Annotated in this window: 15 protein-coding genes; 5 read left to right on the forward strand and 10 right to left on the reverse strand. The window is 52.1% G+C overall.

Annotated features, from left to right (window positions below; genetic code table 11):
• Window positions 1-33 precede the first annotated feature (33 nt).
• The 7 genes from DZK30_RS04560 to DZK30_RS04590 form a co-directional block, all read right to left on the reverse strand.
• Window positions 34-3,237, reverse strand: coding sequence for an error-prone DNA polymerase (locus tag DZK30_RS04560; RefSeq protein ID WP_118972886.1), 3,204 nt, complete (start codon window positions 3,235-3,237; stop codon window positions 34-36).
• Window positions 3,238-3,253: 16 nt separating this feature from the next.
• Window positions 3,254-4,741, reverse strand: a complete 1,488-nt coding sequence (locus DZK30_RS04565; protein WP_240432853.1) for a Y-family DNA polymerase — start codon at window positions 4,739-4,741, stop codon at window positions 3,254-3,256.
• 14 nt (window positions 4,742-4,755) lie between these two features.
• Window positions 4,756-5,493, reverse strand: a complete 738-nt coding sequence (locus DZK30_RS04570; protein WP_118972888.1) for an ImuA family protein — start codon at window positions 5,491-5,493, stop codon at window positions 4,756-4,758.
• A 473-nt stretch (window positions 5,494-5,966) separates the two neighbouring features.
• Window positions 5,967-6,953 carry an alpha/beta hydrolase gene (locus tag DZK30_RS04575; RefSeq protein WP_118972889.1) on the reverse strand — a complete coding sequence of 329 codons (987 nt, stop codon included), beginning with the start codon at window positions 6,951-6,953 and terminating at the stop codon, window positions 5,967-5,969.
• A gap of 61 nt (window positions 6,954-7,014) precedes the next feature.
• Complete coding sequence (locus tag DZK30_RS04580; protein ID WP_118972890.1) at window positions 7,015-7,425, reverse strand: OsmC family protein; 411 nt, start codon at window positions 7,423-7,425, stop codon at window positions 7,015-7,017.
• A gap of 148 nt (window positions 7,426-7,573) precedes the next feature.
• Window positions 7,574-8,431: a helix-turn-helix domain-containing protein gene (locus tag DZK30_RS04585; RefSeq protein WP_118972891.1), complete on the reverse strand. Its 858-nt coding sequence runs from the start codon at window positions 8,429-8,431 to the stop codon at window positions 7,574-7,576.
• A gap of 81 nt (window positions 8,432-8,512) precedes the next feature.
• Window positions 8,513-10,948: a DUF5686 and carboxypeptidase-like regulatory domain-containing protein gene (locus DZK30_RS04590; RefSeq protein ID WP_118972892.1), complete on the reverse strand. Its 2,436-nt coding sequence runs from the start codon at window positions 10,946-10,948 to the stop codon at window positions 8,513-8,515.
• Window positions 10,949-11,206: 258 nt separating this feature from the next.
• Here DZK30_RS04590 and DZK30_RS04595 point away from each other — a divergent pair, with 258 nt between their 5' ends.
• Window positions 11,207-12,214, forward strand: coding sequence for a PDDEXK nuclease domain-containing protein (locus DZK30_RS04595; protein WP_118972893.1), 1,008 nt, complete (start codon window positions 11,207-11,209; stop codon window positions 12,212-12,214).
• A 35-nt stretch (window positions 12,215-12,249) separates the two neighbouring features.
• Here the strand turns inward: DZK30_RS04595 and DZK30_RS04600 are convergent, their stop codons facing one another.
• Window positions 12,250-13,134 carry a DMT family transporter gene (locus tag DZK30_RS04600; protein WP_118972894.1) on the reverse strand — a complete coding sequence of 295 codons (885 nt, stop codon included), beginning with the start codon at window positions 13,132-13,134 and terminating at the stop codon, window positions 12,250-12,252.
• A 93-nt stretch (window positions 13,135-13,227) separates the two neighbouring features.
• Here DZK30_RS04600 and DZK30_RS04605 point away from each other — a divergent pair, with 93 nt between their 5' ends.
• Window positions 13,228-14,640 carry an aminotransferase-like domain-containing protein gene (locus DZK30_RS04605; RefSeq protein ID WP_118972895.1) on the forward strand — a complete coding sequence of 471 codons (1,413 nt, stop codon included), beginning with the start codon at window positions 13,228-13,230 and terminating at the stop codon, window positions 14,638-14,640.
• A gap of 22 nt (window positions 14,641-14,662) precedes the next feature.
• Here the strand turns inward: DZK30_RS04605 and DZK30_RS04610 are convergent, their stop codons facing one another.
• Together DZK30_RS04610 and DZK30_RS04615 are read right to left on the reverse strand one after the other, a co-directional pair.
• Complete coding sequence (locus tag DZK30_RS04610) at window positions 14,663-17,281, reverse strand: PKD domain-containing protein (RefSeq protein ID WP_118972896.1); 2,619 nt, start codon at window positions 17,279-17,281, stop codon at window positions 14,663-14,665.
• A gap of 209 nt (window positions 17,282-17,490) precedes the next feature.
• Window positions 17,491-19,728 carry a T9SS type B sorting domain-containing protein gene (locus DZK30_RS04615; protein WP_118972897.1) on the reverse strand — a complete coding sequence of 746 codons (2,238 nt, stop codon included), beginning with the start codon at window positions 19,726-19,728 and terminating at the stop codon, window positions 17,491-17,493.
• Window positions 19,729-20,030: 302 nt separating this feature from the next.
• Between DZK30_RS04615 and DZK30_RS04620 the strand changes: the two genes are divergently transcribed.
• The 3 genes from DZK30_RS04620 (at window position 20,031) to DZK30_RS04630 (ending at window position 23,731) form a co-directional block, all read left to right on the forward strand.
• Entirely contained in the window at window positions 20,031-21,971 is a 1,941-nt protein-coding gene (locus tag DZK30_RS04620) for an ATP-binding protein (protein WP_118972898.1), read from the forward strand.
• A gap of 2 nt (window positions 21,972-21,973) precedes the next feature.
• The gene (locus tag DZK30_RS04625; RefSeq protein WP_118972899.1) at window positions 21,974-22,624 is read left to right on the forward strand and encodes a response regulator; all 651 of its coding nucleotides are present in this window, start codon (window positions 21,974-21,976) and stop codon (window positions 22,622-22,624) included.
• 213 nt (window positions 22,625-22,837) lie between these two features.
• A complete protein-coding gene (locus DZK30_RS04630) occupies window positions 22,838-23,731 on the forward strand; it encodes an oxidoreductase (protein WP_118972900.1) in 894 nt (297 codons plus the stop codon).
• Window positions 23,732-23,754 lie beyond the last annotated feature (23 nt).

Genomic DNA, 23,754 nt, shown 5'->3' on the forward strand with positions numbered 1-23,754 from the left:
TACGGGCTTGCTGTCGCTTCTGTTTCGTGCGTGCTACTTAAAATCTCTCGAAGGGAAAAGCTCGCCCTGCACGGCTTTAGGCGCTGCATGCTTCTCCTTTTCGGGCGGCGCATAAAACCCATTGCGTTCTTCCATGCCAGCATCCGCAGGCAGGTGAAGCGTTTGCAGCAGCCAGTTCATGTTGTAGCAGCGCTTGACCACGATATGGATCACTTCACCTTCGATCTGTACTTTCCCGCTTACCATCAGCAACCGCGCCTGCGTGATCTCCTGGCGGTAATGATCAAATCCTTTCCGGAAGACGACGAGGTTGGCGATGCCGGTCTCATCTTCCAGTGTAATGAAGCACACGCCGGTGGCCGTGCCCGGCCGCTGTCGTACTAGTATCAGCCCCGCCACCCGTACCTGGTCGCCATCGGTAAGCTTACCCAGACGATTATTAGGACATACGTTGAAACGATTTAATCTTTCCCTTACAAAGCTTACGGGATGGGCTTTTAACGATAGGCCTATGCTGTTGTAGTCTTGCAGCACATGTTCGGATAAAGAGAGTTGGGGGAGTCGCACTTCCGGCTCTGTGGCGCTTTCGGAAGGCTGTCCTTCGAAGGCCCCGATAGGTTTATCGGCAAGGGCAGAGACTTCCCATAAGGACTGCCGCCGGTCCAGCCCGATGGAGCGGAACGCATCGGCATCGGCCAGCTTTTCCAGTACCAATTGCGATACGCCGGCATAGTGTACTTCATAAACACTCGTATAGGCCTGGGTACGCCCCTTTGTCAAGAGTTCTATGTCCTCTTCCTTTACGCCATTCACCTGCCTGAAGCCAAGCCGGATAGGGCAGTACTCACCTGTTCTTTCTTCCAGTATATTGTCCCATTGGGAATAGTTGATGTCCACGGGGAGTACCGTAACTTTATGTTTTCGGGCATCGATAATGATCTGCGCCGGCTGGTAAAAGCCCATGGGCATGCTGTTGAGCAGGGCGGTGGCAAACACATCGGGGTAGCGGCATTTGATCCAGGAGGAAACATAGACCAGTAGCGCGAAGCTGGCCGCATGGCTCTCCGGGAAGCCATAGCTGCCGAAGCCTTCCAACTGTTTGAATACTCTTTCTGCAAAATTCTGTTCATAACCTTTGGCTACCATACCACCGACCAGCTTTTCCCGCCATTTGGTTACCTGCCCATGCGATTTGAATGAAGCCATGCTGCGGCGAAGGCCATCGGCTTCTGCAGGGGTAAAGCCCGCAGCCACAATGGCAATCTCCATAGCCTGCTCCTGGAATAGGGGTACGCCCATTGTCCTTCCCAGGATATCCTCTAGCTCTTTAGAAGGATAAGTAACAGCTTCTTTCCCGTCACGCCGGCGCAGGTAAGGATGTACCATGTCGCCTTGAATGGGCCCTGGCCGCACGATAGCCACTTCGATTACCAGGTCGTAAAACTCTTTCGGCTTGAGGCGGGGAAGCATAGACATCTGGGCACGGCTTTCGATCTGGAACACGCCGATGGTGTCCGCCTTACAGATCATGTCGTATACTTCAGGAACTTCCTTCGGAATATTGGCTAAGGTAAATTGTTTGCCATAGTGGTCCCTGATCAGGTCAAAAGCCTTGCGGATACAGGTCAGCATGCCTAGGGCCAGCACATCCACTTTCAGAAAGCCCAAGGATTCGATATCATCCTTGTTCCATTCGATGCAGGTGCGGTTTTCCATACGGGCATTGAGGATAGGGCAGAGGTCGGAGAGCTTGCCCTGTGTCATGACAAAGCCGCCTGTATGCTGCCCTAGCTGCCTTGGAAAGCCCATGTATTGCCGGGTTAGCGCCAGTACCTTGAGCAGGTGTGGGTCCTTGGCCGAAAACCCTTCGCTGGAAACGATTTCCTGCGTTGCCCATTCCTCACCAAACTCATAAGCCGATTTGGCCAGGTGATCCACGGCATCCATCGACAGGCCCATGGCTTTGCCCACGTCACGCACGGCCCCCTTCCAGCGCACCTGCGTTACGGTAGCTACGATGCCCGCCCGGTCACGGCCATATTTTTCATAGATATACTGCATCACTTCCTCCCGCCGCTCGTGCTCAAAGTCCACATCGATATCGGGTGGCTCATCCCGCGCGTCGGACATGAAGCGGGCAAACAATACCCTGGTTTTGGAAGGGTCCACTGAAGTAATGCCCAGGCAATAGCACACCACCGAGTTGGCTGCGGAACCACGTCCCTGGCAAAGGATATTGTTATCCTTGGCAAAGCGGACAAGGTCATAAACCGTGAGGAAATAGGAAGCATAGTTTTTACGCGCAATAAAGGCCAGCTCTTCGTCGATGGTCTGCTGTATCTTTAGGGGAATATTATGGCCAAAGCGTTCTTTGGCTCCCTCCTCTGTCAGCAACTCCAGCTCTTGTTGCGGCGTGCGGCCATCCCGGGTAAGCTCTTCGGGATATACATATTCCAGTTCATCGAGAGAGAAGCGGCAGGCATCGGTAATCTCCTGTGTACGGGCAATAGCATCGGGGTATTGCCGGAACAGGCGCAGCATCTCCGCTTCGGCTTTCAGGTAACGCTCAGCATGCTGACACAGCCGGTAACCGGCATCGGTGATCGTACATTTCTTGCGGATACAGGTCAGTATATCCTGCAGCTCCCTTCTCGCCGCATCATGGTAATGAACATCGTTGGTGGCAACCATCGGTATACCATATTGCTGCGATAGCTGCGACAGCCGGAACAGCTTCTTGGCATCGTTGCCCTGGTAAGCGCAGGTGGCGCCGAGGTAGAGATCGGCGTCCAGCATACGTTTGTACTCGCTGGCAGCATCCTTGAAGGTTTGCTCCAGGTCGAAGCGGGCATTCAGCTCGGCCGGGGGGATCATTATAAATTTAATGCCACCCGCATGGCGGTATACATCCGCTTTATACAAGTCGCATTTGCCTTTTTCGGTACGCAGGTTACCTTCCGTGAGCAGTGCCGAGAGCCTGCTGTAGGCTTCGCGATGCGTAGGGTAAGCCAGCAGGCCGGGGCCGTCCAGCAGGTTGAGCCGGCAGCCCGGGATTACCCTCATGTTATGTTCCCTGGCCGCGGTATGGGCGCGTACTACGCCCGCCAGCGTATTGTGATCTGTAATGGCGATGGCGGTATAGCCCAGTGTCGCGGCATGTGCGACAAGCTCCTCCGGGTGCGAGCCACCCCGTAGAAACGTAAAGTTGGTTGTTATCTGTAATTCCGTATAGGGCATTGAATGTTTTTTTTTATCAGGCAAAAAATCCATGCAGGAACCATTCCGGTTCATCTGCCTCATACCGTCCCGAGCGGAACAGCCAATAGCGGGCGCCCTCCTCATCTTCCACCACGTAATAGTCCCTTACCAAGCCCTGCTCCAGCCACCATTCCTGCTCTATCCTTTCGGGACCGTCGGCCTTTGTGATCTTGTACCGTTGTCCTTTATGGATGAACAATAAAGGTGGATAATCGGGCAGCGGTACGCTCACCTCGATCCGTTCCGGCTCCGGTAACAGGTATATAGGTCTTGGCCGGTCGCAACGCCAATCTGTAGCAGGCGTTTCCGCAAGGGACGCGGCAAGCTTTATCGAACGGCCGGGCCAGTAATGCTCGGCGGGCAGGTAGCGCCGGATGGCCCCGGCGCCAACACGTCCGGCTACACGGTCCAGGAGATGTGCCAATGCGGTGTTCTCCCCGTTGCTGCCCCAGGCTGCCCAAAGGGTTTCCTGCTGTACGGAGAGTGGTGCTACTACGGGTGCTTCAAGCAGGAACAGCTCGATGCCCAACCCCGGCGCAATGCAGGCGATCTTTTGCTCCAACAGCTTAAAGAGGTGCATAGGGTTACGCACCGGCCGATTGGTACCTATTGCGATCTGCTGTACGTTGCCGTCGATACGGTATGCTTTCAGTTCAGCAGACCGTAGGCCTTGTCCCTCACGCAATAGTTGCCGGCACAAGCGTTCCAGCAGGGTCTTAAGGGCAAAAGCTATTGCGTTGGCGGTGCGTATGGGCTCGGGGCAAGGCAGCCGTTCGCAGAAGGTTGCCGGCGCCTGCACGGGCTCGGGTAGCTCTATAGCCTGTCCCTGGGCCTGATCGATACGATGCAGCAATGCCTGGCCAAACCGCCGGCGCAATACGGTACGCGGCATATGGATAAAGCTGCCGATATGGCGCAGACCCAGCTTCCGCATTTTGTCGCGCAGCAAAGTATCCAGGCGTAAGGCTTCGGGTGGCAGCGGGAGCAAGGCGTCCATCGGATTGCCGGGAGGAACGATGCCGGGCTCGGCACCAAACCTGGCCATGGCCCAGGCTGCGCCGATGGTATCGGCTACCGCTGCCCTGACCCGGTAGCCGAGCCATGTCAGCTGTGCCAGGATATCCTCACGATAGGTTGCTTCTCCGCCCCAGAGATGGGCGCAGCCGCTGATATCGAGCAGGAGCCCGTCGGGCAGATCTATAGCAGCTACCGGTGTAAACCGGAGGCACCACAGGGCCAGCTCCCTGAGTAGCTGTTCCGTAAATCCTTCAGCATAAGGCAATACTTCAAGGTCTGGTAAGATAGCCCGTGCATCGGCCGCAGCCATGCCCGCGCATATGCCTTTGCCCGAGGCTACAGGATTGGCATGCTGTATGATCATGCGTCCTCTTTGCGCCGCTGCCAGCACAAAAGGAAGCTTTTCCCGCTCTGGTTGCAGTGCCGTCATTTTATCGGTAACTGCGAACGGCAGCCATATGCTCATATACCTTTTCATCGCTATCCTGCCGCTTGAGTGAACATTGGTTCCCGGCTCTGCAGGGACATGGCGGCTACTTTGAACCCTGTATCCGTCCAGCCGACCTGCCAGGCGCCGGGCTTCCCATTCCTTACTTTAGACAGTGTTACCTGCCATTGCGGGAAGCCGACACCGGGCAGACCATCTTCCGATAAGCCAGGTAAAGGACGCACCTGCCAACGGGAGACGCAAGCTGTGCTTCCCGGCTGAACACAACCAGGCCGGTGAATGAATCCGGTAACGCGGCTCTGTTCTACAGCCAGCTGCAACCTGCGGGAAGGTGTGAAGCCAAGGTCGCGTACTTCGCCTACCACAGCGGCCAAAGCTTCGCATTTCAAAGCTTCTTCCACTGTCCAAAGCATATCTTTGGTACGGGAAACGGTTGTGAAGATCACCTGGTCGGGCGTCAGTCCAAAGGTTTTTAAAGCAACCGGGAAAATGATAGGGCAGGGGCTGATCCACAGGCAAGGACCTTTCTGCATCAGGGCGCCCAGCAGGCCGGCGATAAAGCCCGCTGTAGCAGCGGCCTGGCCGGGGCCAAGGCTTAGGAACTCATGTATAGCGCCGGTAGGAAAAGTATGGTTGGGAAATGCTTGCTGGATGGGACCTAAGCCGGTATCGATCTGCGCGGTTTCGGCTGTTGCGTGAAAACCTTGCATGGATAATATTTCCTGCTGCAAAGCCTGTATCTGCTCTCTGTTCGTTGCGCACTGGTTCATGGCTTTAAATCATTTTGTCATTATTAGTGACATCTTATTGTTGTCAATAATAACAAAAAAATGAAAAAAAAGATCAGGTTTTTTTCCACATCGGGTATTGGGTGTCAAGTATCAGGTATTAGGTATTAGGTATTAGGTATTAGGTATTAGGTATTAGGTATTAGGTATTAGGTATTAGGTATTAGGTATTAGGTATTAGGTATTAGGTATTAGGTATTAGGTATTAGGTATTAGGTATCACGTATTGGGTATCCAGTATTGAGTATTGAGTATTGGAAACTTGGAATTTAAGATTTGAAAATTGCCAACTCTCAATTGCCCATTGTCAACTGCCAATTACCTGAGTGCGCTTGAGTATTGATCTTCGACTTTGGAATTTGCTTTTTGGACTTTTGCATTTTGCATTTTGATTTAAAAAAAGAAGGCAAAACAGTGCTCCGTTTTGCCTTCTTTAATCTTATAGCGTAAGCTTTCTAAGCGAACAATGCTTTTTTAAGCACAGCTCCGGCCTGGAGCATGGCTGTTTGCACGGCTGGCACTGTAGCCAGGGGATTCAGCAGGCCATAGTCATGGATCAAACCTCCGTAGCGGGTAAGCGTCACCGCAACGCCGGCTTCATCCAGCTTACGGGCATATGCCTCTCCCTCGTCGCGCAGCACATCGTTCTCGGCAGTCTGTATCAATGCAGGAGGCAGGCCTTTCAGTTGTTCTGTTGTGGCTTGCAGGGGGGATGCATAAATCTCTTTACGTGCGGCCAGATCGGTGGTATAGTTGTCCCAGAACCAGAGCATCATATTCCGGGTCAGGAAGCGTTCCTCAGCGAAGGCGTGATAAGAAGTGGTTTCGAAACCGGCATCGGTAACGGGCCATAGCATTACCTGTGCTTTGAGCTCCGGTCCACCCTGTGCTTTGGCCATAAGGGCCACTACAGCAGTCATATTGCCGCCCACGCTATTGCCGGCCACAGCCAGCCGCCTGCTGTCGACGCCTATTTCCTCGCCATGCTGTGCCACCCAACGGGTAGCGGCATAAGCCTCGTTGATGGCCACAGGATACCGGGCTTCGGGTGAAGGTGTGTAATCGGGAAATACCGCTGCTGCACCACTGGCGACCACGAGGTCCCTTACCAGCCTGCGGTGCGTGGGGTAGTCGCCCAACACCCATCCGCCGCCATGGAAGAACATAAACACGGGCAGGCCGGCAGCGGCGCCCTGGGGCTTTACGATGTGTAGCTTAATGTTATGACCTGCCTCGGTAATGGTCTTTTCTGTCTCCTCAATGCCGGAATAGTCTACTGTAACCGATTGCTGTGCATCGGTGAGCACCTGCCTTGCCGCCTGGGGGCTCAATTGCTCCATAGGGGTGCCGCCGCTTTCGTTCAGCCCTTTCAGGAAGCTGCGTACAGCTGTAAGTATCTGCGGATCGTTTGCTGCCTTTACGGCTTGAGCTGTTTGTGTCATGATATTGGTATTTTTTTAGAGAAATGAAGTATTTCAGTTAACCCCGGAAAGGGTGGGATGTTCACAGCAAAACCGCGTCCAGTGTGATCTTAAAGTTAAATGCCTGGCTTACGGGGCAGGTTTGCTCAGCCTGGCGGGCTATTTCCTGGAATTGTGTTTCTGTAATGCCGGGTACACGGGCCTTAAGGGTGAGCACCGAGCTGGTGATCTTTCCATTATCAAGGGTGATCACAGAATCGGTTTCCAGTTCGTCGGGTACGAAACCTGCATTGGTAAGATCCAGGCTCAGCTTCATGGTGAAGCAGCCGGCATGTGCTGCGGCCAGCAGCTCTTCGGGGTTGGTACCGGCGCCGTCGGCAAAACGGCTGTTGAAGGAGTAGGGTGTTTGGCTGAGTACAGCGCTTCCGGTAGTAAGATGTCCGTTTCCGGATTTGATGTTGCCTTGCCATACGGCGGTGGATCTGCGTTTCATTTGCTTTTGATTTTAAGCAAAGCTACGATGCCGCTACCCCCGTTTTCAAGAGCATAATGGGTATTAAAATTGTACTTTTATCCCTTTCAGGAGAAAAAGGTACATTTTTAATAAGTGGCTTAAAATTCAGTAACGATGTGATGGCGGATCATCCGGCCACTTCTTCGGCCAGGTATTGCTTGCGGAAGGCGGCGGGGGTACAATCATTCTTTAAGGTGAACAGCCGGTTGAAGTAAGCCGGGTCTTCGTAGCCCAGGTGATAGGCGATCTCTTTAATGCTCATCGGGGTATAGGCCAGCAGGCGTTTGGCTTCCAGGAGGATACGGTCTTTGATCAGGTCGTTAGGCCTCAGTACATGGATCCGGGCCAGCTTTTTGTTCAGGGTTTTGGGTGTCATGGCGAGCAGGCCGGCGTAGTCGGCCAATCCGTGTTTTTCCCTGAAATGGATCTCGACCAGCCGGTTAAAGTTGCGGAAGAACTCCATGTCATTTGAGGGCTCGGCCAGCTCCCGGTGCTGCTGCTTCCACAGCCGGGTGGCACGTATAATGATCTGCTTCAGGTAGGTGCGGATCATTTCTTCACGCGAAGATAATTGTGTGGCAAACTCTTCCCTGATCTGCCCCAGAATGCCATTGATGATGTTTTGTTCCCTGGCGCCTAAGGTCAGCGCCGGGATTTCGAAGATATTGTTGAACAATAGTCCGTCGCAGGCTACTTCCTCGTCATGTATCTGCACACAATAAAAATCACGGTTGTAATACAGGAGCACACCGGGTTTGCTGCCGGCATGCTGCAGGGCGAAATATTGGTTGGCATTAATGAAGAAGAGGCTACCCGAACGTGTCGTGAATTGTTTGAAATCAATAGTAAGGGTATAGCCGGCGGGTAAGTATAGCACCCTGATAAAATTACTATACCGTTCTTCATTCAATACATAAGCATTGCTGTGCTGTACTTCCAGCATGCCGATCTTTTTGTGATGGGCGGTCAGTAGTTGTGATTTCATTACTCCGGCTTTTGATTCTTTGGGTATAAAGATAAGCGCTCCCTGTCGAAGGAAGCGCCTATGCGAAAATACAGGTGAAGCCTACAGGTTGAAGGAAACGCCCAGGGCGAAATTGCCATTCTTCTTCAGGTCCATTTTACCATCGTCCCAATGGTAGAAATAGCCGGCATTGAGATTGATGTAGGCGAGGTTAAGGTATTTGTATTTGAGCACATCATTGAGCGTGATGCCGCTTTCGTGATAACCCTTATCAGGGACCGAGAAACTAACGGCGCCATGAACCTGTGGGTTTTGCATACTGCCGTAGAGCAGGTTGTGCGACAGACTGATGTAAGGATTGCTCCAGCTTCCTACCTTAAACAACTTCCAGTCGAAGTCATGTTTCCAGAAAAGGCTAACGAAGCGGTCGGTGTAATAGTCATAGGGGTACATTGTGATGAAGTTGCCGGAGGCATAGATGGGATTGCTGTTTCGCACGCCACGGCCGGCAAATAATTTCGATAAGGGCAGATCGGCGTTACTGTTCGATATGCCGGCCATCAGCAGGAAGTTTTCTTTTCCTATCCTGTTCCAGTGCTTGGTCCAGCTCAGGGCGGCTACTGCCTGCAGGTATTGTGCCTTGTAGCCGGCTTCGCCTTCAATGTCGCCCCCGGTCAGCTTCAGGTAGGCTATGGGATATTTCGTTCCCATATTTTCATACCTTCTGAACACGAGGCTTCTCCTTTCACCGAAGGCATAACGCAAGCTGAGGGAAGCTTCCTTTACCCTGAACTGCGGTGTGCCCTCATATCCCTGGAAGGTGTAAGTGTACATAGGGGTGATATCCTGTATGCGGGCCTCCAGGCCCAGGTTCCAGTAACCCATACGCGCACTGGCCTTGATATAGCTACCTTCTACTTTATCGGCCCTGTTCATGACCCACATCTGCAGGTAATTCCGGTCGATGTCTTTATGGATCGATATGCGGCCCGGATCAACAAGATCGTTGTCGTATCCGGCCCTGATCGTATAGTCTTTGTACCGGTCGAGGTAAAGCTCGGCAAAGCCGCCATATTTCCACTGCTTGTCGTGAAAGCCGTAGCCAGCCCATCCGCCTATAGAAGCATATTTGAACAGCCGCTCATTGGTCTGCATTCCCAATCCCAATCTTGTCTTTTCATAAGCGTTATAGGAATACAGGCGCTTAATGTCGAAGTCGATAATGCTGACGGGTATTTTCCCTTCGGAAAGCTTGTCCATAAAGGGTAACATTTTGTCCAGCCCTGCTGCTTCATAAAGGCTATCCATGAAATGATAGGTAGCCGATTCTTTACTATCGAGGGCAACAGGACGCAGGGTGTTCCAGGCGCTATCCGGCCTTTCATCTGCCCCATCTGCCATTAGTATGGTTTTTGCACGGTCAAAGCGGAAATGTTCCTGCCGTTGCCATTGCGGCGTATCGATATCCGATGTGCCTTTCATATGAAGGCCCAGGGGTACGCCCTTGCTGGTCTTGATATATTGCTCCCATATCAGCTCATAGTTCAGTTGTTGGGGGAACCACCGGCCATCAACCTGCTGGTATTTTTGCTCTACTTTAATGGTGCGCTTTAATGATTCGTCTACATTTCTGCCGAGAAAATAGGCTATAGCGTATTGGCCGGAATGAATATACACCTGGCCCCGCAGCAATGTTGAAGACCTGGTCTTTTGTTTAGGCCGGAAGGAAAGAATATACAGCGTATCCAGGCCCTGTTGCAGCTCGTCAACAAGGTCGAACTCATAACGCGCCGCCCAGCCTTTGCTGATCGGATTAGCATAATCCTGGCCGTTCATGGTAATGTAGTCGCTGTACACATCAAAGGGGATCACGTTGGTGATCAGGGTAGCGAAGGGCGCTTTTTTCCAGCCGCTTATCCTGGTTGCTAGTACTTCATCCTGCAGCTTCTGTGGTTTCTGGTGCGTGCGCCGGCTGTAGGTCTCGCTGAGCAGCACATGCTTGTCCTTAAGGAAATTGCCCAGCACGGTCTGGCTGCTGTCTTGTGCAATGGAGTCGGGGGCAACAATGTCGAGTATGGTCTTCTGGTAGATATGACAGCAATACCAGTCATAGTTGTCAGGCCGGTGCAGGGACCGGTTACTGATCGTCTTATTGATAATGGCCCTGATCTTATCGTAGGGTGGTGTGATCACAACCTCGTCCAGCTTGCCTTCCTTTGCCTTGAGCTGAATCGATATGTCCTTTCGGGATCCGGGCGTCAGCGTGATCTGCTGCGCTTCGTATCCAAGATAAAGTATGCTGAGGGTCTGAATGCTATCCGGGATGGTTGCAGCGAATTTTCCATTCAGATCGGTAAGAAAGGCTACTGTTGCTCCGGCCGATTTAATCGTGGCAAAGGGTAAGGGCTCTAGATTCGCCGCATCAGTTACTATTCCGGAAATAGTTCTTTGCGCCTGTGCAACAAATCCGGAGCAGAGTAATACAGTAACATAAAGGGAGGTCGTGATCTTTTTCAGTTTGGCCAGGGTAGGGTACACTAAAAGGAGTTTTAAAGGTGAACGCTTTTATTCTTCTATAAATGCCGGTGTAGACGCCGGGGTTGCCCGATGGAAAAATAATTATGGCTTTTGGATATAGTGAAGTCTTTGTTTATATGATTGGCATGGTTCTTGTGTTGCTGATATAATAGCCTTTCCCGCTCCGTTTTGTCGTTGTGTAGTTGAGAAATTTCTAGAATAAATGGGAATTCCCGGAACGGGTTTACATTATAATAACGTACAAATACATATTTATTGATGCAGCTGAATACACAGATCATATTCCAGATACAGAAGATCATTGCTAGTGCCAGAGATAAAGCGATCCGGTCGGTCGACACACACCGGGTAGTGATGTACTGGGAAATCGGTAAAGTGATTTTCGAAGAAGAACAGCAGGGTAAAGATCGTGCCGGCTATGGCGAATATCTTATACGATCGCTGTCTGAACAGTTACAGCCTCAGTTTGGCAACGGGTTTTCGATAAGACAGCTGGAGCGTTATCGTCAGTTTTTTAGAATGTTTCCAATTACGTCCGCACTGCGGACGCAATTCAGCTGGACGCATTATAAGTTACTGATAGCTATTGATAATCAGGATAAAAGGTCATTTTATATTGCAGAAGCAGAAAAGAACAACTGGACGGCCAGGCAGCTGGAGCGACAAGTGAACAGCCAGCTTTTTGAGCGCCTGCTGATCAGCAACAATGTAACAGAGGTACTGGCTGTCGCCCGTAAGGAAAAACCGCTTTCAGATGCCAGGGCTATTATCAAGGACCCTATGGTGCTCGAGTTCCTGGGATTGAAACGGGAAGCGGCATACTACGAAAAGGATATGGAGGGCGCTATCCTGACGCACCTGCAGGAATTTCTGCTTGAAATGGGAAACGGCTTTTCTTTTGTGGCCCGGCAAAAACGTATTCATCTCGAAGGCGATGAATTTTTCGCTGATCTTGTTTTGTACAATCGCCTGCTCCGCTGCTTCGTTGTCCTGGAAATAAAGACCCATAAGCTTAGTCACCAGGACCTGGGGCAGCTGCAGATGTATGTCAATTACTATGACCGTATAGAAAAGCTTCCTGAAGAAAACCCGACCATCGGTATCCTGCTGTGCGCCGATAAGAATAATGCCGTGGTGAAGTTTTCCCTGCCGGAAAGCAATACCAGTATCTATGCCAGCCAATACCAGCTATACCTGCCTACCGAGCAGCAGCTGCTCACCGAAGTGGAAAAGGAAATAGAGAAGCTGGCGGAAGATAAACCGTAGCGGCCGTCTTGAAGATAGAATCGCCCCCGCTCAGGTTAACGCGCAAATCGCCTGGAGCAGGCAACACAAAGAATAACACATACGGTAATGCCTAGCATGCCGGGACTGACTTCCTCGTGCAATAATCCTGCGGCTACGGCCAGCCCGAAGAAGGGCTGTAACAGCTGCAGTTGCCCTACAGCGGCGATGCCGCCTTGCGCCAATCCACGGTACCAGAATACAAACCCGATAAACATGCTGAATACCGAAACGTAGGCCAGGCCTGTCCAGGCGGCGGGGCTTACCGCCGCGAAGGATGCCGGTAACCGCAGGAACATTAAAGGTACCATAACGGGTAGTGACAGCACCAGGGCCCAGGATATCACCTGCCATCCGCCCAGCTCCCTGGAAAGCTTTGCGCCTTCTGCATAGCCTAGTCCGCATAAGATGATCGCCAACAGCATGAGCAGATCGCCAATAGGCGATGCTGACAAACCTTGTGTAACCGCATAGCCTATGACCAGCAGACTACCCATTATTGAGAATATCCAGAAAGCAGGATGCGGCCGTTCGCCACCCCGCAGTACGCCAAAAATGGCCGTGGTAAGGGGCAGCATACCCAGGAACACAATAGAATGGGCCGAAGTAATGTATTGTAATGCTAATGCTGAGAGCAAGGGAAAGCCCAGCACAACACCAGCAGCTACTATTACCAGCGGGAAAAGCTGCTTGGGTGATGGCTGCTTTTCTTTTGAAAGCAGCAAAAGGCAAAGCGCAAGTAAGGCGGCGATTGTCGCGCGGGTTGCTGTTACAAAAAGGGGGTGGAGCTCGAGTCCGGCCACTCTTGTGGCGGGCAGGGAGCCGCTGAAGATAAGTACACCGATAAATCCATTGATCCAGCCGCTTGCTGCCGCGGGCTTATGAGAAAGAGAGGTTTGCATAAAGCTTGTTTTACAGAAGTAAAAGTAGCAGCCTTTATGCTATGGATACAGTCTCAGTTTTTTATTTTAGATGGATACAGTTATATTTGATCTATGAACAGGGATTTTCTTTATAATGAAATCGCGGGCCGGATGGCACACCAGATCAGGAATGGTGTATTTAAGGCCGGCGATCGCTTGCCCTCGGTAAGGGCGCTTTGCCAGGAACATGGTATTAGCATGAATACAGCCAAGAGGGTATTTGTCGAGCTTGAGGCGCAGTCGCTTATCGACTCCCGACCGCAATCGGGCTATTATGTCAGCAGTCTGCCTTATTACAGGCTGCCGCTGCCGGGTGTCAGCAAGCCTTCTCCCATAGCCAAGGACCGGGAGCCGGAAGAGTTGATCAGTAAGGTCTATGCCAACATGGGTAACGATAAACTGACGCTTTTATCCATCGGCGCTCCTTCCGGCAGCCTGCTGCCCTGGCCAAGACTTGAAAGAGAAGTCGCGCAAGCCGCACGCGGGCTTAAAGACGGAGGTACCGGCTATGCCCCTTTACAAGGCAGCGCCCAATTGCGGAAAATGGTTGCTATTCGCTCACTAACCTGGGGCGGACGCCTGGTCGATGACGACCTTATCACCACCAATGGCGGTATGGATGCATTGTCGCTTGCCCTGATGGCGCTGACAAAACCGGGCGATACTATTGCCATAGAAAGTCCCTGCTACCCGGGAATTTTGCAGCTGGCATTGAGCCAGGGATTGAAAGTGCTGGAGCTGCCTACGCATCCCACCACCGGTATCGAGATCGAGGCTTTGAAAAAGGCTATCCCCAAAATAAAGGTGTGCCTGCTGATCCCGAACTTTAATACGCCGCTGGGCAGCTGTATGCCCGATGAACACAAAAGGGAAGTTGTTTCCCTTTTGGCTGCTCATAATATCCCGCTGATCGAGGACGATGTATACGGCGACCTTTATTACGGGACGCGACGACCTAAATGCTGCAAATCGTTCGATACGGAAGGAGACGTGATATGGTGTGGCTCCATATCCAAAACACTGGCGCCGGGATACCGGGTGGGGTGGATCGCGCCTGGCAGGTATAAGGCGCAGGTATTGAAGCTGAAGTTGGTGCACGCAATTACCTCGCCTTCCGTTACGCAGGAAGCGGTTGGCAACTTCCTGCAGACCGGCCGTTATGAACAGCATCTTCGCCTGTTACGGCGCACTTTGCAGGACAATTGCCAGCATTATATGCGTACTATTGCGGCACACTTTCCCGAAGGAACAAAGACCAGCCGACCGCAGGGCGGGCTGGCGCTATGGGTCGAGCTGGGCAAGCAAGCAGACACCACGATCCTGTACGAGCTTGCCCTGAAGAAACAGATCAGCATTGCTCCCGGGCGTATGTTCACGTTGCAGGATCAATACCAGAATTGTATGCGTCTTTGCACAGGTCTGCCCTGGACTGTTGAGCTTGAATCGAAGCTGAAACAACTGGGAAGGATGGCTAAGCTGCTCTGAGCAGTTGATGTCCTCATAATTTTTACCGGATCAGCGTTACATTGCCCTGGTAGCGCTCCTCCTGCCGGTCATCGATCAGGACTTCAATAAGATAGACATACACACCCTGAGGCTGATCCTTGCTGTTAAACCGCCCATCCCATCCCCTTCCTTCCGTTCTGGCAGTTTCGAATATTACCTGGCCCCAACGGTTAAATACCTGCATCCGGAAGCGCGTAACCTTGCGCGATAATAATTGTCTTGGAAAGAAATGGTCGTTTACGCCATCGCCGTTAGGCGTAAAGGCATTGGGGATATCGATATAGCAATCTTTATGGATGGTGATCGTCTCTGTAGTGCTGCAGCCCAATGGATCTGCACTTATAGTCAGGCTATAGACGCCGGGATGTACGCCGGTAAGCAAGGCGGTGGTGTCGCCAGTGCTCCACAGGTAACGATAGCTCCCGGTTGGTAAAGACCGGAGATTTTGAAGTAATACCGGCGCGCCATTCAGGCAAAGCGTCGTATCCGCAGCCAGCTGAATATAGGGTAATGGATACACATGGACCGTATGTGTAAAAGAAGTTTCGGGACAGGCGCGGAAATGACTGGTCAGCTGTACAGGCATGATGCCGTCCCGGTCATAAGCATGGGATACCGGGCCTGCTGGTGCCCCGGCTATCGTAACATCATCTCCGAATTGCCAGTCCAACGTGCTTAAGGTAGTCGAAGTGTCGGGAAAGAATCCAATAGATTGCCCGGTGCAAATGCTGTCCCTGTCGGTAAAGAAAGCAGGCTGCAGCAACGAGTCTACAGTTATCGTTAGTCGTGCCGTATCATAACAGGGATAGCCGGTATGAGCGACCAGCTGTACTTCATAGGTTCCGGGATCAGGGTACAGATGCTGGGGATTTGCTAAGGCGGCGCTGCCGCCGTCTCCGAAGGACCAGCTGTAGCCTGACATAGGGCCCTGTGATGTGCTTTCGAAAGACACAGTTTGTCCCATGCAAATCACTGTATCGGATGCCCTGAAGGAAGTCCTGTAGAAAGAGGGTTGCGGAACGTTGATCATCAGCGTTACGGCGCAATCGCTGTCTACGGCCACATTTAGCTTATAGGCTCCCGGCGTCAGGTGGAGCAGGCTATCGCCATGATTGGTGAGCAAAGGACCACGCAGCACCTGGTCGTTGCTGTTGCGCCAGGTGTAGCTATAGGTAGTCGTATCGCCATAGGCGGGCATGGCCCAGGCCATTGCGTTGCTGTCGTTCCGGCAGCCGCCGAGGGCAAAAAGGTCCGGGCGTTGTCCTTTGAAGCTTACCTGGAAAGTATCGACCCGGTACGTGCAGGGCGGGATATGATAACTTACCCAATAGGTGCCCGGCAAAGTCACTGTAGTGGCAGGGCCATGCGCGTTATTGCTCCACAGGTAATCCCAGCCTGCAGTGTCGGCTGCCATCAGCAACTGCCCGGTGCTGAAGCAAGCTGTTTTGACAGACATAGCATTGTATAGACTATCCCGGTGAAATACCGGGACAACATTGGGTAATCCGAATACAAAAGATGTGCCGGAGAGTAGCGGAATAATGCCGGGCTCGTACAAGCTGGCACTGCCCGGAAGATCCGGATGGGCAAAAGCGCTGAGCGCCGTGCCACCAGAGAAGTAAACCTTACCGCTAGGGCCCCGTTTGATGATGCCTGTAGCGGGAGGAGCCACAGCTACCCTCGAACCGATGATAGCGGGCAGGCTTCCGGCTGTGAGGTCGTACTGCGTAATGCCCGTCGTGCTGCTGGAATTGGTAGTATAGAGCTTGGTGCCGCCCGGCGAGAAGCAGGCTGCGTAGCCGCCGATGCTGTCCAGCATTTGCCTGTTCGATACGACGCCCGTTACCGGATTAAAAGTGAACAGCTCTACGGCCCCTCCGATAGCCGAAAGCGGTACGGACCGTGAAAAGGCCAGCTGCTTCCGGTTGGGGGCAATATCCATTTGACCGGCGCAATTGCCTAAAGTAAACGGAACAGAGAAGCTGGATGTTACCGGGACAGGATCAACGCCTGCGGCTGTAACCTCGAATGCCTTGATCTTTTCCGCATTGGGTCCCGTGATCGACAAGGTGAGGACCCATACATTACAGCGGTCGCCTACTGTGCCGGTCAGGTGTTCGGTATTGAGCGAATCCAGTAATATCCCTTTTTGTGTTGCGATAACGGCACCCATACCACCGTTAAGCGTCATGTCTACCAGGCTGTAATAGAGCCGGCCGCGGCGGGCCCCCAGCTCTACTGAGGTCAGCGAAAAAATATAATACAGGTTGGGGTGATCGGGCGCCGGAACAATAAGCGCTCCCTGCGCTGTACTTGTAGTAGGCCCGTAAGATGGTACGGGGATATCGGTGATCAATGCAGCGCCATTGAGCATCACATTATGGCTGCGGTCCCACACGATATAGCCATCGGAATAAAAAAGTAGCTGGCCTGCCGCGTCGCATACGCTGGCACAGGCTTCCTGGCTGCTGATGGTGCTGCTGAATGCCGCAGGTGGTACGCTATTGAAATTGACCCCTGCATTTTCTCCAAAGACCCATACATTTTCCTGTTGCGCTATGGCAGTACAAACATGAAGAAGAAATACCGGTAAAAGAACAAGGCGAAAGTATCGGGTCATTTTGTTGGATTATTTATATTGATCAGTGGTGTTTGCCGGTATTTTATTTTTAGTGACTATCGGGATATAGGAAACAGGGATACAATTTGCTTCCCATCAACGGTTGCTGAGCTTGTCAGAGCATCATCTTCGTCCTTTACCTTCGGTGAGAAAAGTTCGGCAAGCTCAAGGAGCGGTTTCGTTTCCGATAGCCGGATAGTCAGATTTTTTTAGCGGATCAGTACCAGATCGCCTTTGTGGTAATATTTGATCTGTTGCGTGCCGCCGGCAAAGCTGAGTTCGTACATATAGGTGCCCGCATCGGCGGGCTGCCCGTTAGGATAATTGCCATCCCAGCCGGCTGCAGGATTGGCGCTGCTGTATATCCTTGCCCCATAGCGGTTGTAGATATGGAAAGCATAGCTTCCCACGGCACAACCCTGCTCAATTACAGGCTGGAAGCGATCATTCCGGCCGTCGCCGTTTGGTGAAACGGCATTGGGCATACCAACCTTGCAGGCACAGATGACTTCGGTCACCTTTACCGTATCGGTCCCGGAGCAAACCTGATCCCTTACCGTCACCCAATAAATGCCGGTGTCCTGTACGGGTTGAACCGCAATATTGCTTCCCGTATTCCATAGCACTATAGCGCCTGAGGGTGCGTTGGCCTGCAAGTGCAGGTCTGTTGGTATGGCTTCACCTTTACACAGCGGAATATCAGCCCCAAGGTGCTGGCGCAGGTCTATGGCATTGATGACGATCGTATCGGCAACAATGCAATCGCCGGCCTTTGCTCTTACCCAATACTTTCCGCTGTCGGTAACCTTATAGGTGGCCTTTATGCTGCCATCCTGCCACAGGTAGCTACCACCCGGAACTGTGGCATTCAGCGTCAGCGTTCCACCGTTGCACAGCAGGGTATCCGCGCCCAGGGAAAGCGATACATTGCTGCCGGCTTTCACCTTTATTGTATCGATGAGGGAATGGCAATCGTCTTTGCACAATACCCAGTACACGCCAGTGTCCGTTATACCACGTGTTGAGCCCGAACTGCCATCATCCCAGAGATAGGCGCTATAGCCCGGAATAGCCGGCAGGGTAGCATGATCGACGATATTGTTACGGAGACATATTGTCGTGTCCTTGCTGTGCCGGGCAGTGTCCGGCGGAAAAGCGTACACCACTTCGTTGGGCAGCGAGGGACCACCGGTAACGTAATTGCCAGGATTGTTGCTCAGGTACGGCTGATAATTACAGGCCATACCCGGCAGATTGGGTTGGTTGATCACATACAGGTCGGGACCCAGAAAAGAGTTCAGATATATTTTGCCATCGTAAGATTTGAAACAGCCTGGAAGGAAGGAGGATACCTCGCCTACGCTTACCTGGGAAGCTGCAATGGCTGCTGAATCGAAAATGCTGATCTCATATTGTAATACCCCGGCGTGTGAGGTATAGATGGTACTGTTGCTATCGGCAAGTATGGCCAGGTATAGCTTGGTGTTGTCGGGCGAAAAGGCCAGCGAATAAGACATCATAGCGGTTTGGTTCACCTGTACCGAAGTTCCTGCACTTCCTGTAGCGGGATCAAAGCGGCAGAGCAAAGCGCCGGTAGCGCCGGGTGTAGCGCCGAAAAGGAAGGCGCAGCTGGTGATGCCTATTGTTCGCCGGTCGGGGCTTACGGCCATGCTGCCGGTCATATAGGCGCCCATGCCGCCAGTACCCTGTATCTGTGTGCCGGCCGTAGAAACTACCGGTGTGGGATCGACGCCGGCCTGTGTGATGTGGTAGGCCTTAAATATAGGATTAATATAGTCATGCACGACCAGCCAAATGTCGCAATTGTCCCCGGGTATGGCGATCATGCTTTCGCTGAGGGGAATGTTGTTGCCGAGCGGAATGTTCTTTTGCCCGGGGACAATGCCACCCAAACCGCCGTCCAGCGACATATCGACTACCGAGTAGTAGAGAAAGGGCGCGTTGGGTTGCGGACCGATCTGCCAGTTGGTGGGGCCGTCGAGCGAGAACAAGTAATACTTACCGGGCTCGTTGATAAAGGGCACAATGCACACACCCTGGGTAGTACTGCTTAGCGGATCCTGATTCATGTTTGACGGGGGACCATAATTTCCCATAAGCATGTCGCCGTTGAGCATGACCTCATTGTCTGCATTCCAGCATGTGGCGCCATTCGAATAGAACAATAAAGCGCCGGTCACGGGGTCGGCTACCGAGGCTAGCCCTTCTTGTCCTGCAGGGCCAATGGTATCCAGCAGGAGTGTAGTGGCTGGTACGGTATTGAAGTTGAGCCCGACGCTACCGCCATCTACGCCGGCAAGCAAAGCCCACATGCTGTTTGCCTTCAGGAATTCCGGCTTTTGGTTATAATAAGATTGTGCCCCGGCGCGGGAGGGTAAGAACAAAATGCATACGATAATAAGGAGCTGTAATAGTGTGCTGCGCATGGGTAGTTGTCTTAATCGGTTAAAAAAGAAAGCGGTTGCCGGTGCCGGCTATGGTGGCTGGTATGGTAATGTTGGTTGCCTTTCTACCTGTTTTCCGGTAGGCCTAATACCGGGTAGCAGGAGCTGGGCATGCATTATGTAGACACATGCGAATAGGTCATGCGCAGGGGCTGGAAACCGTTATATTAAATGAAAATAGTGGAAAACAGCTAGTGCTGCGGGTCAGTGCATGTCGCTCCGTTGGGGAATAATGGATAACTTAGCATTGTCCGCATGTTGTATGCCGGATTAATGCGGGGAAAATGAAGCGTTGCGTCCTGTTTATTGTACTGTCGGGTTGTTTCTTCCTGATGCAAAGGGCTGTAAGGGCACAGCCGCTATCGGTAATGGATTGCCTGGAGATCGGAAACATTCATTCCGGGAAGAGTATTGCCCAGATCGACACGTTGATCCGTAATGGCAACCGTTTACGGGCGCAGTATCCCGACACAGCGCTCGGTATGTTTACAGCAGCCTTCCGGAACAGCTCACTGCTGGGTTACGCCGATGGGATTGCCGCTGCGCTGTTGGGCACAGGAGCCGTTTATGTAGATCAGAAGGCTAGTCCCGGAAAGGGCCTCGCTTATTTCCGTAAAGCCTATCCATTTTGCCTGCGTGCACGGAAGGAGATATTGCTGCTATGGTATAACGATATCGGCAGCGCTTTCTGCAATCTTGGTATTCTCGATAGCGCTGCGGGCTATTACTACAGCGGTCTGGCCATGGCCAGGCGTCTGGGTTGGAAAGATAAAGATTATCTCTTCCGGCTGTACAGCAATATGGGGATCAATTATTATGGCATGGGGCAATACGATCAGGCAATCCCCTATTTACGGCAGGCAAGAGATATCGTCGTGAAGGATAGCTTTGCCGGCGATCTCACCAACACTTACCTTACCCTGTCCGGTCTCTTTGTCGAAAAAGATCAGCCGGATTCGGCGCTCTGTTACATCAAGGAGATCGAAAAATTGTTGCCCCTGAGGTCCGCTGCGCTTCAGCAGCAGATCGATTGCCTGTATGGGATCGTTTACTTTAAGCGGCAGCAGCCTGGGCAGGCGATCGTTTATTTTAAAAGGGCATCCGCTTACGAGGGCGGTAGTCCTGCCAATCGTATCAATAGCTTAGAAGGTCTTGGCGCAGCCTATACTTTGCTAAAGCGATATCAGGACGCGGCTTACCATATGGAAGCAGGGCTACAGTTTGCTACCGGAAAGGGAATGGCGGGGCAGGAAGTGCTGAGTATCTACAGTAATCTTTCTGAAATTTATGACTCCCTGCACGATTATAAAAAAGCTTACCGCTACCATAAGGCCTGGGCATTGCTCAAGGATAGCCTCGACAGGATCAGTAGCACCCGCTGGATGGAAGAGCTGAAAGGACGCTACCAGCTGGCACAAAAGAACAACGAGCTGCAGCAAAAGCAGTTGCAGCTGGTATTGAATAAAAAAGCGTTGCGGAAAAAGGATATCTGGATCATTGGCGCACTGTCCAGTGCCTTGGTGCTGCTGGTCGTCATGTACCAGAAGCACCGGCTGCAACAGCAGAGAGCAAAAACGGTGAAGCAGAAACAACGCATCGGACAGCTGAAAGCGGTGATCGACGGGGAGGAACGGGAGAAAAGCCGTATAGGCCGGCAACTGCACGATGATATCATGGTCGAACTGTCTATTGTCAAAATGGGACTGGATGCCTTATCCCAGAATCATCCTGGTATTGCTGATACCGAAGACTACGAAGAGGTGCTCCGCCAGATCGATAATACGGGCATGAAGATCAGGCAAACGGCGCACAACCTGATGCCGGATATATTGTTGCACGATGGCCTGGAACCGGCCATCCAGTATTTCTGCAATAACGTGGCGATGATGACCCGGCTCAGGATCAATTTTCAATATTATGGCGATCTCGCGCAGTTGAGTCCCGAGATCGCGATCAGCATTTACCGTATGGTCCAGGAGCTGGTCCAGAACGTAATGAAGCATGCGAGGGCGGACAATATACTAATCCAGATCAATTACAGAGCACATTTGCTAAGCCTTACCGTGGAGGACGACGGAAGAGGGATCAGTTACGAAAATGAACTGCCGGGCGATAAGATGGGACTTAAAAGTATCCGTATGCGGGTGAAGGCGCTGCAGGGTAGCATCGATATCCATCAGCGTATACCTAATGGCACTTCGATCAATATTGAACTAAAATTATAGCTATGCGTATCATAAATATTGCTATTGTCGACGACCATCCCCTCATCATCAGTGGTCTTGTTGCTATACTGAGGCCTTATAACCAGATTGTGGTGGGTGGTACGTATACCAGTGCTGCCGGGCTGCTGGAGGGATTGAAAAGTACGCCTCCCGACGTGCTTTTGCTCGATATATTGTTGCCGGATATATCAGGCAAAGAACTGGTCCCGGCGATACGGGAGTTATGCCCGGAAACCAGGATACTAGTGCTTACCAGCCTGGATATGCCTTCTATGGTCAGCAGTATGCTGCGTCGTGGCTGTAGCGGGTATCTTCTGAAGGGCGCGCCATCCCATACCTTAATCGATGCTATAGAAATTGTATTCGATGGAGGGCAGTATATAGAGCCTAAGCTTAAAGAACAACTGTTCCAGAATTTCCTGAAATTTAAGGAGCATCCCAAAAACCAGATGGTCATTCCGGAACTGACGCAACGGGAGAAAGAGGTGCTGACGCTGATTGCAGCGGAATATACTACCCGTGAGATCGCCAGCAAACTGTTTATCAGCTATTATACAGCCGAAAATCATCGCAATAACCTGATCCAGAAACTGGATGTAAAGAATACGGCAGGGTTGATTAAAGTCGCGATCCAGATCGGGCTGATCAAATAAAGGCAAACTGTTTCTGCTACAGACGATCATATTGATCTTACACCAGTTGAGACGGCACATCAGGTAGCTTCGGTCTCTTTCCTGATCCTGCCTAACTATCGCAATAAGCTTTCCGTTATAAGGGTATGAGCTTTCCAGCAATGAACATTGAGCTATACAACAAATTTGTTCTCCTGAACGTGACCGACCTTTGCTGAAACAAAAATGATCATAATGGAAAAAGTTTGGTTGATTACCGGTAGCGCAAGGGGATTGGGCAGAAGTCTTACCGAAGCCGTGCTGGCTCATGGCGAGAGCGTGGTTGCTACTGCCCGCCAGCCGGAGCAGCTGGCAGATCTGGTGGAGCAATACGCCGGCCGGGTGCTGCCGCTGGCCCTGGATGTAAGCGATCCGGCGCGGGTGGAGCAGGTGGTTGCAGAAGCGATCCGCCAATTCGGGCGTATCGATGTGCTGGTGAACAATGCCGGCTTCGGCATTACCGGCGCTGCTGAAGGCTTTACCGAAGAGCAGGTGCGCAGCCAGCTGGAGGTGAATCTCTGTGCACCCATTGCAATCACCCGTGCAGTATTGCCCCATATGCGCAGGCAACGGTCCGGCCGCATTTTACAGATCAGCTCTGTCGGTGGCAGGGTGGGTAATGCCGGACTTACTATGTACCAGGCTGCTAAGTTCGGACTGACTGGTTTTTCCGAAGCATTACATAAAGAAGTCGCGCACCTGGGTATTCATGTTACCTCAGTAGAACCCGGGGGATTCCGCACCGATTGGGCCGGTGCTTCGATGACCTTTGCCCCTGATGTGGAAGGATATGAGCAGATCATTGGTGGCATGAAGGAATTCCTGACCTCAGGAAAGTTCATTCCCGTTGGCGATCCTGTGAAAGCGGCAAAAGCGCTGATCGACCTGGCCGCACACCCTGAGCCGCCGGTGCACCTCATCCTGGGCAGCGAAGCAATAGGTATCGTAAAAAAGGCTGATGAGATCAGGAGGGAAGAGCTGGAAAAATGGCTTCCGGTAAGCGTTTCCACCGATCACGAAGATGCCTTCAAATTTTTTGAGTCGGAAGAGGGCAGGGCTTACCTGGAAAAGAGAGGAATTAAATTGTAACCAGGGCGGGCAATACTCGCCTT

This window comes from Taibaiella koreensis (genome assembly GCF_003545715.1).
GTDB lineage: Bacteria > Bacteroidota > Bacteroidia > Chitinophagales > Chitinophagaceae > Taibaiella > Taibaiella koreensis.